Source organism: Mesorhizobium subarcticum (assembly GCF_055456085.1).
In genome coordinates this window covers 4314591-4328255 of the sequence record NZ_CM144237.1, presented here as the reverse complement: position 1 = coordinate 4328255, position 13665 = coordinate 4314591, and the positions used below count along the sequence as shown (strand labels likewise).

Sequence of the window (13665 nt, the reverse complement as noted above, 5' to 3'; positions counted from 1 at the left end):
GCCAAAACTTGAGGAAAATTCAAGTCTCTCCCAGTGCGCCATTTGTGAGACTGAGCACTCCTGTCGGAGCCGCCCGCCGCCAGTTGCCAGACCTTCCAGATGCCAGCTTGATCGAGGTCAATCGGCGACTTCTGCTTCCAGAATGCCCCCTTGCCTTAGGCCACCGTCAGACCGGCGAACGGCTCGATAGCGGCCAGGCGACAGGCCATGATGTCGAAGGAACAGTTTCGAAAACGCGGCCGCGGTCTCGTAGCCGACACGGGTCGCAATCCGTGCAATCGCTTCGTCGCTTGTTTCGAGCAGAAATGCGGCCTCCGACATCCGCCGTGAGATCAGATATCGGTACATGGACTCGCCAACGAGCTTGGTGAAGCGGGCCGAAAACGTCGACCGACCAAGTCCCACGCTTTGCCCGAGGTCGCCAAGCGTCCAGGGCCGATCCGGTCGTTCGTGGATCAACTGAAGTGCCGGTCCTATGTGCGGGTCCGCCATCGCCCCCAGCCAGCCGCCTTCTCCGGGGCCGAGCGACTTGATCCAGCTCCGCAACACCTCGACGAAGAGCACTTCAGTCAGACGTGAGAGCGCGACGCCTTGTCCGGGACGCTCGAACGCCGCCTCGCTCACCATGCGTTGCAAAATCGCCTCGAGCCATCCTCCGTCTTCCGCTGGCTTCAGGAGAAGCAGGGGCGGAAGCAATTCCAAAACGCTGCCGCGCGAGGGCCGTGCCACAGTGAAGTTACCACAGATCATCGTCGCGACAGGCTGTTCGCCGCCTCCGTGACGAATGAGGCCAAGACGCCCTGCCAGTCGATCGATGTCGACAATCGGTAACGGCTCCGTCCGGCTATCCGAGTAGATCACATGGGGCTCGCCACGCGTGACGACGACAAAGTCGCCCTCGCTCATGTGGAGTTCTCGTCCCTCTTCGAGCGCGAGGGTAGCCGAGCCACGGCTGAGATAGTGGAACAGGGCGTAGGGGCGCTTTGGCAACGCGACATTCCAGGGATGGCCGAGCTCGAAATGGAACAGCAAGGTTCCGCCAAGGCGAACGCGATCGAGCACTTCAGCGAGGATGTCCATCGTCGCGATGTTAATACGACGGACGGTCAGACACAATATTCGGACGATTGAGGCCTAACGTCCAAATGCTCCCCGTACTAGTTGATCGCAAGTCGAGCCAACAGGTCGCGCGGCAACCATCACCCAAACGGCAGATGGGCGCGACTGTTGCCGACACGCCTGCCCTTCCCCGGACCCGCGTCGTCCGTCATCACAACAGGAGCAATCAATGCGAAATCTTCTACTTTCCGTCGCCACCATCCTCATGGCCGGAGCAGCAATTGCCGCCCCCGCCCAATCAGCTCAGCTGCCCAAGGGGGCGGCTCACAATATCGTGCTCGTTCATGGCGCTTTCGTCGACGAGACGAGCTGGAAGCCGGTTGCCGATATCCTCACGAAGAAGGGCTACAACGTAACGCTCGTCGAAAACCCGCTCACCTCCCTCGAAGCGGACGTCGATGCCACCAAACAGGCGCTCGCGAAACAGAACGGCAAGACGGTCCTCGTTGGCCACTCCTGGGGCGGCGTTGTCATCACGCAGGCAGGTAACGACCCGAAGGTCTCGGCGCTCGTCTATGTCTCGGCATTCGCGCCCGAAGTGGGAGAATCTCTAGCCACTCTGGCAAAGAGCGGTCCGGCAACCGAAGGCGGGGCGGCGATTCATCCCGACGAAAAGGGCAACCTCTACATCGATCCCAAAGTGTTTCCTTCGGCAGTCGCCGCCGACCTTCCTCCTGAGATCGCCGAATCCCTGGCAAATCATCAGCTGCCGTTGAACCACACTGCATTCGAAGCCCCGGTCGATACGGCAGCCTGGCACGACAAGCCGACATTCTACGTGATCAGCGCGAAGGACAAGGTCATAGCACCCGAGGTCCAGAAGATCTTCGCGACCAGGATGAAGGCGCAGACGACGGAAGTCGCCGGCAGCCATGCCTCGCTGGTCGTCCACGCTAAGGAAGTCGCCACGGTGATAGAAAAGGCCGCACTCGTGAAGTGACGATACCGCTCCCGGCCACTTTCGTGCCGGGAGCACCTACCGTGCTCGACGGACCACGGAATGCCTTGGACCGCGAGCGGCTCAAACCTGGCCAAAACCGCACCAGCTATTCGATTATTTTATGCCAAGCATCCGGAGGATGACATGACTGAGCTCGACACCGCGAACCAGGACGCCGCCACACTGGAAACGGCGCCCACCCGTTACATCGAAGGCGGCGGAATCCGCTTCGCCTATCGCCGCCTCGGCCCATCGACCGGAACGGCGCTGGTTCTCCTGCAGCATTTCTCAGGCAATATCGACGCGTGGGACCCCGCCGTCGTCAATGTCCTGGCCGCCGATCGACCGGTGATCGTTTTCGACAACGCCGGGGTCGGCCGCTCGACAGGCCAAACGCCCGACAACATCGCGGCGATGGCCCGCGACGCGGTCGTCTTTATCAACCTACTCGGCCTCTCCCAAGTCGACCTGCTGGGCTTTTCCCTCGGCGGCTTCATCGCGCAGCAGATCGCCGCCGAACACGCAACGCTGGTTCGCAAGCTCATCCTCGTCGGCACCGCTCCGAAGGGTGGAGAGGAACACCTGTTGGCGGTTCTGCAGGACGCGTTTTCCCAAACCGGGGCGCCGGACCCCCGCCTGCCGCTGTTCTTCACGAAGTCGTCCGCCAGCCAGTCCGCCGGCCTGGCGTTCCTGAAGCGGGCGAAAGTGCGTAAGAACGATCGGGACACCGACAACGGCGGCGCGGTGACGGATCCGCAGGCCAAGGCGCTGATTACCTGGTGCGCCACACCTGATCCCGAGCACGCCATTCTGCGTGCCATCCGCCAACCCGCCCTTGTGGTCAGCGGCAGCCACGACACCATGCTGCCGGCGGACAACGCCTACGCAATCTTCAAAGCTTTAAGCAACGCCCAGCTGGTGCTCTTTCCCGATTCCGGCCACGGCGCCCTGTTTCAGTACCACGAATTGTTCGTCAGCCACGTCCGTACCTTCCTGGAAGCTTAACCGGCGTGTTCATGATAGCTGTTGCGGAGAAAGAAATGACAATCGCAAAGGTCGAGGTTGAGCGTTTCAGCCTGACGTGTTCCAAACCATTCGACGCCGTTGTGGTCTCGCTCAAGTCAGCGGTTGGCCAACCTGACATGATAGAGTTTTTCAAGGCCACGAGCGCCGCGAGTTCCTTTCCAGAATTGGAGCGCGTCGTGCACAGCGGCCTCGGCCGCACAGGTCTCATGCTCTTCGCGGAATTCGAATTGGGCGCCATTCTGCGCCGCGAAACTGGAGCCGAGACTCCCAAGAGCATGCGGCTTTTGGTAGGCAATCCCCTCATTATGAAAGAAATGGTCAAGCACGTTCCCGATGCTGGATCTTACGCCCCAGTCACAATCCTCGTTGATCAACGTCCCGATGGGGTCCATGTCTCCTACGACAAAATGGAGAGCTATCTGCTCCCTTATTGCAGTTTGGAGGCTCTTGCTGTCGCCCGCGATCTTGATGCGAAAATCACAACCTTGTTACTCGAATGCACGAGCTAAACTCTTTTGATGACGCTTCAGACGGATGGAGTGAGCACCGAAAACGCATGATGCGGGGCAAAGAAACCATGGTAGCGACGGCTTTGAGGAGAGCGGTCGCCGAAGCAATTGTGGGCTCGGCATGCTAGCGGGTCGGTGCGGAGCGGCTCGGTACGATATGCTTAGCGAGCCGGTGACAGCCCCGCGACCAAGCGCGTTCAGTCGCGGCGGCACCACTTGCGTCATGACGCACCCTGCGATTCCCCTAGCGAGTTCGTCAAACTCACCCGCGGCGCATTAACGAACGGCTGCTTTTGGGTGCGGCGACAACCACTTCGAACGGCCGGCATGGGGCGCAAAGCTGTCGTTACTTCGATACAAGTTTTCAGTGTCACCATCCGCTCAAAATGCCACTCAAGCGACCGACCGCCATCATATGAAACGCGCTGTCCTCACAAGAACATCAATGCGTTATGTAGCGGTGCGTATTCGTGGCGCGTAGTGACGGTATGCTTTTCCGACTTTCTGACGCTAGCGCGAACGTGCGATGCAGCGCTCCCCTCACCATGCCACCCGGCCGGAAGGACCCGTGAATTTAGGATGACCCACCTCGAAGGCATAGCGAAGGGTAGACGGCGGCGCGGGCACAGCTAAATAATTGATTTCACTACGTTTCGAAGGCACGAAGGTAGATTTAAATATTACTCATCCGAGTTTTTGTCCTGAATGGATCTAACGATCCAATCCGTTGACCCCGCAACTTATGCTTGACACCTCGATCCCTTCGAAGCTGCTTGATTTCAACCACTTAGGTCCGAAGGGTTGTGCCCCTACCCTTCGCGTGCCTTCGCGACATTTGGGTTTATGAACAGTCGCCGACGTGTCTTTGGGTCTTTCGAGCCCTGCACCCATCCGTAGTTGGTGAGGATATTGACGATCCGGTTTTGTTCGATCCGGCCTATCTTTGAGGCATCCATCTCCAGAACATCTCGAGCAAAATCCAGGATCGTAGTGGAGGATCTGGTGTCCAGAAAGCCGACAGCCTTATCCTCCCACGCATCAAAGGCATACCGTTCGGACTGGACGGGAAGAATGTACTTGCGTTCAAATTCGTCGTCCGGCCACCATTTTGCGTTGCCGCTGCGATAAAGGTGTACTGCTTCCGCCCAGATCTGATCGCGGTCGCGTCGCAGATCATCAATGCGAATATTGTTTACGTTCACCGGCCAAAACCGCCGGGCACCGGTCGCATCGCGAAGATAGCCGCCGGAAGTAGGATTAATTGTACCAATCATGATCGACTGGCGCGGCTCCTCCACGACGAAACGACCGTATGGCGGTCTATAGCGTTCCGTCGTGCGCGTAATAAATGCCTTCAGAGCCCCTGCTTCGCCCTTGTTCATCGAATGCATCTCCGCGATCTCGATGATCCAACTTCCCTTCATCGCAATGGAAGAGTCCTTCCCACGTAAATCATCCGGAAGGTGATCGGTAAACCATTCTCCTCCCAAGATCTTACAGACGGTAGACTTCCTCGCGCCTTGCGGACCTTCCAAAACAAGCATGTGGTCTGCTTGACAACCCGGCCTCTCTATTCGAGCTACGCCGGAGATCAGCCAGAGCCGCCCAACACCCCCGGCATATTCAGGATTTGTAGCGCCTAGATATGTGCCGAGCCAACCATCGACGCGGGGGATGCCATCCCACTTCAAGCTATCAAAATAGGCGCGCACCGGATGATACCCGTTCTCGCGCGAGACCAAAGTTATCGCTTCCTGAACAGTCTTTATCTGGGCGCCGGGAAGGTCCTTCCCCTGAAGCCATTCGGTCAAGCTGATCACGTCGGCATCGTCTATGGCCCGGTCGGAAGACCTTGGTGGGCCTACAGCCGGCAACGGCTTTCGCACCACGATGTTGCCGCTCATTTGGTCAAGTGCGATTGCTCCGTGGAGTTCGGGCGCCCTGCGGAAAGCAAATGCCACATTGATGATTCCCGGTAAGACCTTGCCTTTGTCGTTGACGACAAGCCGTGACTTCCATTTTGGGTCTGGGCCGTCTGGCGGAGGGCTATTGCCTTTGACAGGCAACCGCGTGACTTGGTGGCTTGGTTCGTGTTCGGACAGGACGCCGTTGACACGCCTGACCACGACCGACTGCCCGGGCCGATTTGGCTTCGGGAACGAAGAGTCGCCTTTTGCTGGCCCCATCATCAAAGCTCACCCCGTCCTGCCGCCTTAAGGGCGGCATACAGCGCACGCCCGAAGCGGAGGCGCATCTTTCCTGGCCCGTACCTGTGAACGAACTGTGCGAGCGCCTGTCGCCGCGCGCTATACGTCCGGTGGGGCTCCGGGAGGGCTGAGCTTTCCGCGATAATGCAAATGCGCTCTTCCAGCACCTTCGACCTTATGATTGCCTCGAAAGCTATTTGGGTGTGATGGCGCTGCCAGCGAGTGGTTCGTTGATAGGTCGCCAAGCTGCGCAGATCGGAAACATCGCGCGCCAAGGCGGCGTAGCGGACTGGTACAGGCTCCCGTATTTCGAGCGCAAGTTTGCAGTAAGTCGCCAGGTCGGCAGTTGGGGCCTTCATTTCAAAAACGATTTCGTCCGGCAGAACGTCGAGGATGGGCACAACTCGAACTAAAGGAGGTTTCTCGCGACCGCCGTGGAACGGTGGGAAACCATAGCTACATTCCGGTACTCGCAACGGATCTGCGTTGAGCCCGGTAAAGTGCAGTCGCGTGCAGAGACTGCATTTCGTGATCCCGGTGATATGCAGGGCGCCCCCACGGAGGATCTCGACGGCCGTGGGCCAGGCATAGGTGATCGGGATGTTCGGATCAATGTCGGCGGACTGAGAGCACCGAATCGCTTTAACTTGTTCTTCGGATAGATTCACGCCGGACGCGGCGAGCCGACGCAGTCCACCATGGGGTTCGATGTTGGGCGTTTGCGTTTTGCAAACACTCGGGACGCCAGCGCCTTGCTCGGCGCGCGTAATTTGGGTATGTGTCATCTGCTGCCTGCCTGAATCTGATGTGAATGCAAGCCCGCCCTGCTAGGCGGGTTTTTGCGTTCAGGCGGCTGCGGCGCCAGACTGCGGAAGAGAGTTGATATAGGCCATCAATTCATCATGACTGATAATTGACCGCCTCCCCGATTTGCGGACCACAAGCCGGCCGCTCTTGATCTCATTGTAGATGTGGCCGTTCGAAAAGCCGTAGCCGATCAAATCGCTGATAGTATAGAAGGGCTTCTGGGCCTGCGTGTGCATTTTTGCTAGTCTCCATATCGATGTCGATGGAGACCGTTGTAGCGGTGTCGCTACGATTTGTTGCCGCAACATACCGCAAACCCGCCGACAAAATTCAGGACGCCACCGCCGCCAGCTTGAGGTGCGCCACATTGGCGGATCTAAGTGGGATAATGGCGCGAGCCGCTAGTTCGTCCAGAGCGCTCACGATGAAAGCAGAATAGTGTTTTTCAATCATGGCCGTGCTGGTGTCGTGCAGCGCCGCCACCAAACGCACCGGCAATCCAGCACGCAATCCCCGAACAATGCTCGAATGTCGAAGGGCATAAGGTGGAACGTCCACGCTAAGCCCTGCCCGTTCGGTCACGTCTTTCCATGGACGGGCAAGCTCGCTTGGTGTTTTCCAAGCGACACGGCCGATCATCGTCCATTTGGTAGGGGTAAGCTGTTTCCACCGTGGCCGCAAAAAGAGCGTTTCTCTTCCTCGCCGTCCAGCTATCGCCGGCCGCAACACTTCAAAGACTTCCTCGCCAACCGGCATTGCGACCAAAGAGGCGTTCTTAGTTCCCCTGCCCTTGAACGAAACCGGAATCATCAAGCGAGATTGCGCGGACTGCACATCAGCCACCGTCATGCGTATCACTTGAGAAAAGCGGGCGCCGGTTGCGGCCAAGACTAAGATCAGCCGTGTGAAATCGCCGCCCCAACCGTCGTCGCGGTCGAAGTTGTCCGCCGCCTCAACCAGTCGGCGAATATCTGCGTCGGGCAGGATGATTTTATCTCGGGCAACGGGGGAAACCGCATCCATTGCCGCCAGGCCGTTCTTGACGACCACGCCGATGTGAGAGGCGTTCAAGGCCTGAAGCCGCCGTGCGTGCTTGCTAACGCCCGCATTCAGCGCCGCTTTGAAATCGTTGTTGACGCGGAGCACGGTTGCTCGGGCGAAATCGACGGGTAGACGGCCGCGCCAATCCTGCAAGTCCGCCTCCGTCAAATGATGCAATTCTAGGTCCGCAATAGCGGCGTCCGACAGAATATGCTTTCGCATTCGGTTGCCAGCATCAAGGCGAGCGCCGCGAGCGCGCTCAACCTTCTCGCGTTCCAATATGTAGGCCTCAGTGACGGTGCGGACCGTCACAGGCTCCCCGGCGGCCTTTGAGACGGCCTCAACACGCTTTGCCTCGACCAGCCTGCGCGCCGCGCCGACTGCCTGCTGGAAAGAAAGGCACGTCACCCCGTCCGCTTCCATCGCATCGTCAGCAGTGGCAACGGTGTCTTGCCGGTACTTGCCGTCAACATACCAGCGAACCACCCAACGCCCGCCTCGCGGCGCCACTCGATAGCCTAGGTGCACGGTCGGGTCGATTGATCGCCAATGAGTTCCGGACGCCAATTTCGCACGCGCGGCCTTAGTCGTAACCTGCGACTCTTCCAGTGTTCTCGGCATCGCTTCCCCGCTAACTCGTCTAATATCCGTCTAATATCAGCCCGTGTAGACCTCTGGAGGTCAATGGAGAGAGACGCGCTAACTTATTGAATTATATGGAAAGGTGTGGAAATACGCAATGCGTGAAGCGGCACAAATGCAGCACTTTCACGGCGGTAACAGGGGTTCGATTCCCCTTGGGCGTACCAGTAACCCGCTGAAAACATCCATATGTTTTGACCAGCGATGACGGCGGTGGCTTCGTTGCTTCTAATCCGATGCAGATGAGAAAGCCTCGCAGGCAAGGCCGCGCGAGGAACCACTTGCATTTTAGCTAACTTGAATGTGAGAACGGTCATGGAATTCCGAGCGGGGGCTCATGACCACAGACCTGTTTCTCACTGCCGTCGCGGCATTCGCGATTCTCGTCCCGTTGTACTTCATCTTTAAGTAAGGCGCCCGGCGCGGGTCATACCGATGAGAACGCCGTCGGCGACCTTCTCGACCTTGCCGAAACTGATCGGGGCGACCAGTCGTCCGACCGTACGCAATCTCGCGATAGCCGGCTTGTCGAAGTCTCTAAACCATTCGTAAACCATGCAGACGCGGTAAACATTTTATGACGAACCGATCAGGTTGCAGGGGGTTGTAGACGGGTCTGCAACAAAGAGGACCAGCCCAGCCATGCACCGTTTATCCGTCGTGACCGCCCTGTTGATCTCTTTCGTGGCGGCGTACGGGACATGCGTCTGGGCATCGTCTAGTCACCCCTTCGACCTGTTCCAAGCTCAAGCGTCACCGTTGGACATACGCGGCTCCGAATAGGTGACAACCTCCTGCAAGCGAACAGCTATTACGGATTCTGCCGTGCGAGTATTCTCCAGATGTCCGGAATGAGCCGGCGTATCGTCACAGTGGAGGCGGGAATGAACTTGCTTCGCATAGCGCTCTTGTGCGCGACCATGACCTGCATGGCAGGCGTTCCTGCCGTTCGCGCTGAAGACCAGCCTGCCCAGCCGAATGCCCAGCCAGCGACGAAGCAGTCGCCGCCAGTTCATTGCGAGGGGCAAAATTGCCTGTCACACGCCAAAGACCCCGTCCTCGACTGCAAAGGCCAGGATTGCACACCGGCTCCAGCGACCGATCAGACGCCGGCTCCGGAGATCCAGGAGGTCAAGTAATGGCATCAGCCAGTTTTTGAGTATCTGTGAGGGTCAGGAAAGCGGCACTGGCCTCCGATCAATTCGGAACCATTGGCGAGGGCTCTTCGCAGCGATAGACCATGCATTGACCATCACTGGCCGGGACATAGTCAACCATCGGCACGTAAGGGGCATCGCACTCACTGCCGAACTGGCGGACATAGCGATCATAGGTCTTCGGTCCGGTGCTCAACACCGCGGCATGTTGGCTCTGAATGAGGGCCTGAGTCTGTGCACACGTCATCTTGCGCGTCTCGGGCCGAGCGTTGGCGAAGCTTATGCCGGCAATGCCGATTACTGCGGCGCAAAGCACAATCTTGCCTTTAGGCATGCTGGCGTCCTCGAAAAAATCATGTCATCAAATTCGCAGTTGTGACTCAGATCCGCAACTGTCGTGCTGTCACAATGCAGGGAGTGCGGAGACAGTGCGTGGAGCGCGTCTGCGGCTGCAACTACCCCCGTTCCCGCAAATCGGCGTCCTGCAACCAAGCACACTGCAGCAGCAGCGAGCGCTCCCGACAACAGACATGATCAGATCAGCTGGACAGAAATCCGCACAACGCCAGAGTTTACGTTCTATTCGCGTAAACAGCTCGATACGATAGACTGATCTTTGCTTCAAGCGGAAAGAATTGGTGCCGTCTCGGCGGCCATTCCAGCCAACAGCTCTCTCTGTACGGCCAGGAAAAACCTTCGTACTTCATCACTGGCTGTCGCTCTGTCCCTGCCCGACCCGACAACGAGCTCAAGCAGTTCCGCTGCTTTGGACCTCCAGAACGAGGCTGCGGTCTCGCCATGCAAATTGTCGAGCTTGGCGGCAACTTCTCTGACTAGGAATAGCTGACGATCGATCGGGAATGCACGGACTTTTTCTGGGGACATCTTCGCAACCATGAACTGACGCAACGAATCAACCATTGCTGAACAAGCAATGGCGTAGCCTCTGATATGGAAACGGAAGCTTAACGCCGCCGTCGATGCGTCGTCGTGGGAGAAGATGGAGGCGACGATCCGCACACGAGATGGTCAGTGCGTTCAAGCCAATTTGGTTCAAAAGCCGGGTGGTTGATCGGGAGGGGCAAACGGCCCTCAGGCCTGTAGCGCCTTCGCCTCGACGCCACGTTTGCCCGGCACCATCATGTCACTGGCCATCAGCCCGGTGACACGGCAAAACGCCATGAAAGCCCGGCACGCATCCTCGGTCTTGACCACGTCCACAGTGGCGCCGAAACAGGCGTTGAAGGCTTTCTGATAGACCGGCCCTTGCCGACGCACCGGCCAGTCCTGGAGAAAATCGAGCGCCTGCTCGACGCCGTAAATCTCCTCGACTGGCAGGCCGGGGGCTTGTGCAATGCGCACCGGCACCTCGAATTGCAATCTGTCCATCCTATATCTCCCGAACTGGCGTCGCCAAGTAACGCCGTTCGTCGTCAAAAGTTGCCTGACCGGTTTGTGCCACGAAAATGTGTCGTCACTGCGGAAGCGGTGATTTTTGCAGCAAATGGTTGAGGAAAGCCTGCCGGATACGAGTTAGTCTGGCAGAACTTTCCGAGTTGGCAGCGCGATTACTGGTTGGCTGGGTCGGTCTCCGCGTCGAAGGCCATGCGCACCGCGGCCAGCAGAACATAGGCTGACGGCAAGGCGAAGATGACGCCAAGGACGAGCGCTCCGGCTCCCGACAGATAGAGCGTCTCGGCGATCGCCCAGTAGATGGTTCCGATACAGATGACGGCCTGAACAGAGAGAAACGAAGCGGCTGAGGCCGCACGCGACAGGCTTTTGAATGTCTTGATACGTTGCTGCATTGCAATGATCCGGGAAATGACACGCCGCGCCACCAATGCGCGGCTCTCGGCCGCCGCACGGATCGCGACGCGAATGACTTGAAGGAGGTGAACGTGCGGTTCTGGACCGCTCAGGCCTGCGTGGAAGGGGGTGCACGCGGCTGGTTGCTGCTTGCGCTGGGAGCGGAGACCGCCCCATAGCAGGCAACAGACACTGCCGGCGAAGTCAGGTCGAGCCGAAGGAAAACAGCTTGCGGAGCCAGCAAGGCCGGATGGCCGCAGGCGAACTTGGCCAGCACTGGGCGGGCGGCGCGAACCTCCAGCGCCTGTGCCTTGTTGGTGACGCGCAGCAGCGCCGCGACCTCGCCCGACCGTTCCAGGCCGATGCTGGCGCCGCCCTGTGCGGGATCGGCAAACGCGGGCACATCAGGCCGGCCGAGGCACAGCATAGCCAGCAGCACCAGGCCCATCAGGCATGAGCAGGCTGCCGTCAGCGGCGCTTCAAACAATCTGGCCCGCTTGGTAGGCGATCTCCAAAACATACACCCGCCCTAGCGCACGATGGCCGGAAAGGAAAGCAAGCCATGCAAAACCGGCAAAAGATCGCCCTGGCGAGACGAATATCCCGGCGGCTCGGGCCGCATCAGGCAGTTCTTCCTTGAACCTTTTGCTCCCAAGTGCCAAATCTGATGGGATATTCACGCCCGCACTCCCGCAGCGCCACCCTTCTATACGGACAAAATGGTCACCTATCTCGACGCCGCCACGGCACCACTCCGAAACACCGGCCAGATCCGCCTCTATGGCGAGGACGGCTTTGCTGGCATGCGCAAGGCATGCGATCTCACCGCGCGTTGCCTGGACGAGCTGGTGCCGATGGTCGAGCCCGGCGTCACCACCGACACAATCGACCGTTTCGTCTTCGAGTTCGGCATGGACCACGGCGCGCTGCCGGCAACGCTCAACTATCGCGGCTACACGAAATCGTCCTGCACCTCGATCAACCACGTCGTCTGTCACGGCATTCCCGACAACAAGCCGCTGAAGGATGGCGACATCGTCAACATCGACGTGACCTACATCCTTGACGGCTGGCATGGCGATTCCTCGCGCATGTATCCGGTCGGCACGATCAAGCGCGCCGCCGAACGCCTGCTCGAGGTCACCCATGAATGCCTGATGCGCGGCATCGCCGCGGTCAGGCCGGGTGCGCGCACCGGCGCCATCGGCGCCGCCATCCAGACCTTTGCCGAAGCGGAGCGCTGCTCGGTGGTGCGCGACTTCTGCGGCCACGGCGTCGGCCAATTGTTCCACGACGCCCCCAACATCCTGCACTATGGCAGCGCCAATGAGGGCGTCGAGATGCGGCCCGGCATGATCTTCACCATCGAGCCGATGATCAACCTCGGCCGGCCGCATGTGAAAGTCCTGTCGGATGGTTGGACGGCAGTGACGCGCGATCGCTCGCTGTCTGCCCAGTACGAGCACACGATCGGCGTGACCGACACCGGCTGCGAGATTTTCACGCTGTCGCCCAAAAAGCTCGACCGGCCAGGCCTGCCAACCTAATACTTCATGCGTTGGGCGACCGCTTTGCCCGACTGATTGGCCGGATGCGGGGGCAGATGGGGAAAGCCAGCGACGAAGACGAGCGGAGTTTCTTCTCCGAGGTGCCGGTCCGACCAGCGGCGAAGGCCAAGCCGGCACCAGCCGAAAAACCGCACTATCTCGGCCATCGCGACCGCTTGCGTGAACGCTTTGCCGCAGCCGGCCCGGACGCCCTGCCCGATTATGAACTTCTGGAGCTCTTGCTCTTCCGGCTGATCCCGCGCGCCGACACCAAGCCAGCCGCCAAGGCGCTGCTGGCACGCTTCGGCACGTTCGCCGAAGTGCTTGGCGCCCCCATCGGTCTGCTGCAGGAGGTCAAGGGCATCGGCCCGACGGTGGCGCTCGACCTGAAAATCGTCGCGGCGACCGCGCAGCGCATGGCGCACGGCGAGGTGCATGGCCGCGAGGTCCTGTCGTCCTGGACGCAGCTTCTCGCCTATTGCCGCTCGGCCATGGCCTTCGAGGCGCGCGAGCAGTTCCGCATCCTGTTCCTCGACAAGAAGAATGCGCTGATCGCCGACGAAGTGCAGCAGACCGGCACCGTCGACCACACGCCCGTCTATCCCAGGGAAGTGGTCAAGCGCGCGCTCGAACTGTCGGCGACCGCGATCATCCTGGTCCACAACCATCCATCAGGCGACCCGACGCCGTCGCGCGCCGACATCGAGATGACGAAGGAAATCATCGACGCGGGCAAGCGGCTGGGCATCGGCGTGCACGACCACATCATCATCGGGCGCAAGGGATATGCCAGCATGAAGGGGCTGTTGCTGATCTGATCGGCACGGGTGTCGGCGCCGCCCAGTGGCACATCGGATTACC

The 13665-nt window shown here is 59.4% G+C and carries 17 protein-coding genes; 6 read left to right on the top strand and 11 right to left on the bottom strand.

Annotated features, from left to right (window positions below; translation table 11 throughout):
- Positions 1–117: 117 nt before the first annotated feature.
- Entirely contained in the window at positions 118–1032 is a 915-nt protein-coding gene (locus tag ACZYHG_RS21115; RefSeq protein ID WP_464614754.1) for a cupin domain-containing protein, read from the bottom strand.
- Between ACZYHG_RS21115 and ACZYHG_RS21110 the strand changes: the two genes are divergently transcribed.
- The 4 genes from ACZYHG_RS21110 (at position 961) to ACZYHG_RS21095 (ending at position 3594) form a co-directional block, all read left to right on the top strand.
- Positions 961–1131 (top strand): hypothetical protein, encoded by a 171-nt coding sequence (locus tag ACZYHG_RS21110; RefSeq protein WP_464614865.1) that lies wholly within the window; start codon positions 961–963, stop codon positions 1129–1131. The two genes, ACZYHG_RS21115 and ACZYHG_RS21110, sit on opposite strands and share 72 nt — an antisense overlap.
- Positions 1132–1288: 157 nt before the next feature.
- Positions 1289–2059: an alpha/beta hydrolase gene (locus tag ACZYHG_RS21105; protein WP_464610215.1), complete on the top strand. Its 771-nt coding sequence runs from the start codon at positions 1289–1291 to the stop codon at positions 2057–2059.
- A 144-nt stretch (positions 2060–2203) separates the two neighbouring features.
- Complete coding sequence (locus tag ACZYHG_RS21100) at positions 2204–3064, top strand: alpha/beta fold hydrolase (RefSeq protein WP_464610214.1); 861 nt, start codon at positions 2204–2206, stop codon at positions 3062–3064.
- A 35-nt stretch (positions 3065–3099) separates the two neighbouring features.
- Positions 3100–3594 (top strand): DUF302 domain-containing protein, encoded by a 495-nt coding sequence (locus ACZYHG_RS21095; protein ID WP_464610213.1) that lies wholly within the window; start codon positions 3100–3102, stop codon positions 3592–3594.
- 809 nt (positions 3595–4403) lie between these two features.
- Here ACZYHG_RS21095 and ACZYHG_RS21090 read toward each other — a convergent pair.
- The 10 genes from ACZYHG_RS21090 to ACZYHG_RS21045 form a co-directional block, all read right to left on the bottom strand.
- Positions 4404–5783 (bottom strand): virulence-associated E family protein, encoded by a 1380-nt coding sequence (locus ACZYHG_RS21090; protein WP_464610212.1) that lies wholly within the window; start codon positions 5781–5783, stop codon positions 4404–4406.
- Complete coding sequence (locus ACZYHG_RS21085; protein WP_464610211.1) at positions 5783–6586, bottom strand: hypothetical protein; 804 nt, start codon at positions 6584–6586, stop codon at positions 5783–5785. The genes ACZYHG_RS21090 and ACZYHG_RS21085 overlap by 1 nt, the downstream gene beginning before the upstream one ends.
- A 60-nt stretch (positions 6587–6646) precedes the next feature.
- Positions 6647–6844, bottom strand: a complete 198-nt coding sequence (locus tag ACZYHG_RS21080) for a hypothetical protein (protein WP_464610210.1) — start codon at positions 6842–6844, stop codon at positions 6647–6649.
- Between the two features lie 94 nt (positions 6845–6938).
- Entirely contained in the window at positions 6939–8270 is a 1332-nt protein-coding gene (locus ACZYHG_RS21075; RefSeq protein WP_464610209.1) for a tyrosine-type recombinase/integrase, read from the bottom strand.
- Between the two features lie 1218 nt (positions 8271–9488).
- Positions 9489–9782, bottom strand: coding sequence for a hypothetical protein (locus ACZYHG_RS21070; protein WP_464610208.1), 294 nt, complete (start codon positions 9780–9782; stop codon positions 9489–9491).
- A 287-nt stretch (positions 9783–10069) separates the two neighbouring features.
- Entirely contained in the window at positions 10070–10468 is a 399-nt protein-coding gene (locus tag ACZYHG_RS21065; protein ID WP_464610207.1) for a DUF6074 family protein, read from the bottom strand.
- A 72-nt stretch (positions 10469–10540) separates the two neighbouring features.
- Positions 10541–10837: a DUF982 domain-containing protein gene (locus tag ACZYHG_RS21060; protein ID WP_464610206.1), complete on the bottom strand. Its 297-nt coding sequence runs from the start codon at positions 10835–10837 to the stop codon at positions 10541–10543.
- Positions 10838–11016: 179 nt separating this feature from the next.
- Positions 11017–11256, bottom strand: coding sequence for a hypothetical protein (locus tag ACZYHG_RS21055; RefSeq protein ID WP_464610205.1), 240 nt, complete (start codon positions 11254–11256; stop codon positions 11017–11019).
- A 110-nt stretch (positions 11257–11366) separates the two neighbouring features.
- Complete coding sequence (locus ACZYHG_RS21050) at positions 11367–11744, bottom strand: hypothetical protein (RefSeq protein WP_464610204.1); 378 nt, start codon at positions 11742–11744, stop codon at positions 11367–11369.
- A complete protein-coding gene (locus ACZYHG_RS21045; protein ID WP_464610203.1) occupies positions 11737–11937 on the bottom strand; it encodes a hypothetical protein in 201 nt (66 codons plus the stop codon). Before ACZYHG_RS21045 ends, ACZYHG_RS21050 begins: the two co-directional genes overlap by 8 nt.
- Positions 11938–11976: 39 nt before the next feature.
- On the opposite strand from ACZYHG_RS21045, the gene map reads away from it, so the two are divergent.
- Entirely contained in the window at positions 11977–12804 is an 828-nt protein-coding gene (map, locus tag ACZYHG_RS21040; protein ID WP_464610202.1) for a type I methionyl aminopeptidase, read from the top strand.
- Positions 12805–12860: 56 nt separating this feature from the next.
- Complete coding sequence (gene radC, locus ACZYHG_RS21035) at positions 12861–13622, top strand: RadC family protein (RefSeq protein WP_464610201.1); 762 nt, start codon at positions 12861–12863, stop codon at positions 13620–13622.
- Positions 13623–13665: the final 43 nt, after the last annotated feature.